This is a genomic window from Kitasatospora sp. NPDC041988 (assembly GCF_055588525.1).
The window spans coordinates 1-1,469 of sequence record NZ_JBVJCO010000015.1 but is presented as its reverse complement, the minus strand read 5'-3'; the positions used below and the strand labels follow the sequence as shown (position 1 = coordinate 1,469).

Annotated in this window: 1 protein-coding gene; it reads left to right on the top strand. The window is 70.7% G+C overall.

Annotation, left to right across the window (positions count from 1 at the left end):
• The first annotated feature begins 145 nt into the window (after nucleotides 1-145).
• A complete protein-coding gene (gene sigJ / locus ACZ6NC_RS16980) occupies nucleotides 146-1,084 on the top strand; it encodes an RNA polymerase sigma factor SigJ (protein WP_465733395.1) in 939 nt (312 codons plus the stop codon).
• Nucleotides 1,085-1,469 lie beyond the last annotated feature (385 nt).

Below are 1,469 nucleotides of genomic sequence, written 5' to 3'. Positions count from 1 at the left end.
TCCTGCGGCTTCGTTGTTGCGTTCACTGGGTCGCGACAACCCCCGCCCCCTTTCGCGCCCCGCACCACCCCCCCCCCCTCCCTCCTTTTCGTGCTTTTTCCCCCCCCCGGTAAGGGCAGATACGACGAAGGGAGCGGTCGGGACCATGAGCACCCGATCCGAGCCAGGACACGGCCGGCCCGATCAGGGCCTGGACGCGCTCATGAGCGAGCGGCGCCAACTGATCAATCTCGCGTACCGGCTTCTGGGCTCCCTGGCCGAGGCCGAGGACGCCGTCCAGGAGACCTACGCCCGCTGGTACGCCTTGTCACGGCAGCAGCAGGACGCCATCGAGAACCCCGGCGCCTGGCTGACGACAGTCGCCGGCCGCATCTGCCTCAACCTGCTCGGCTCGGCACGGGCCAGGCGAGAGACCTACGTGGGCGAATGGATCCCCGAGCCACTGCCCGAGCGTTCGGAGTGGATCAGTGGGCGGGCGGACGGTGCGACGGCCGATCCGGCGGACCAGGTCACCCTGGACGAGTCGGTCAACCTGGCCTTCCTGGTCGTGCTCGAATCGATGACCCCCGCCGAACGCGTCGCGTTCATCCTGCACGACGTCTTCTGCCACTCGTTTGCCGAAGTGGCCGAGATCGTCGGCCGTACCCCGGCGGCATGCCGGCAGCTGGCCTCCTCGGCCCGCCGCCGCATCCGGGCCGCGCAGCCTTCCACGACTGCGGCAGCCCAACGCGCCGCGGTCGTCAGGGACTTCAAGCAAGCCTGGGAGGCCAAGGACATCGACGCCCTGATCGGTCTGCTCGATCCCGATGCCACGGCGATCGCCGACGGCGGTGGCCTTGCCATCACCTTCCCGCACCCCATCGAAGGCGCTGAGCAGATCGCGCACGCCTGGCGAGAGATCGCCCGCCGCAGGCCCGACACCATGACGTTCCTGGAGCGTACGGTCAACGGTCAGCCCGGTCTGGTGGCTCAGCAGGACGGCGTCATCGTGTCGGTGTACGCGTTCGAGGTCGCGGACGACCGGATCAAGCACATCTGGGTTGTACGCAACCCCGAGAAGCTCCATCGCTGGACGACGGGTTGAGGCGCGCGTTTACCTACCGTCGGGCAGCGCTACACGCCACCTCGCGGTGGCCATACGAGAACAGGGCCGACCCAAGCCGGCAGATCCGCGGCGACCTCCCCGGCCGCGACGACCTCATTGACAAGATCGACACGTTCGCCGTCCGGCACAACATGACCGCGACGTCCTGCCGCTGGGCCTGCGACGGCACATTGCTCAAAGCCGCATGGTCCTCAAGCCTGACCTACCTGGGCCACCATGGCGCGCCAGTCCACCCGCCGGGGCTCCCGCTTCTCGTGGGCCGCGGCCGCGGGGGGGGGGGGGGGGGGGGGGGGGGGGGGGGGGGGGGGGGGGGGGGGGGGGGGGGGGGGGGGGGGGGGGGTGGGGGGGGGGGGGGGGGGGGGGA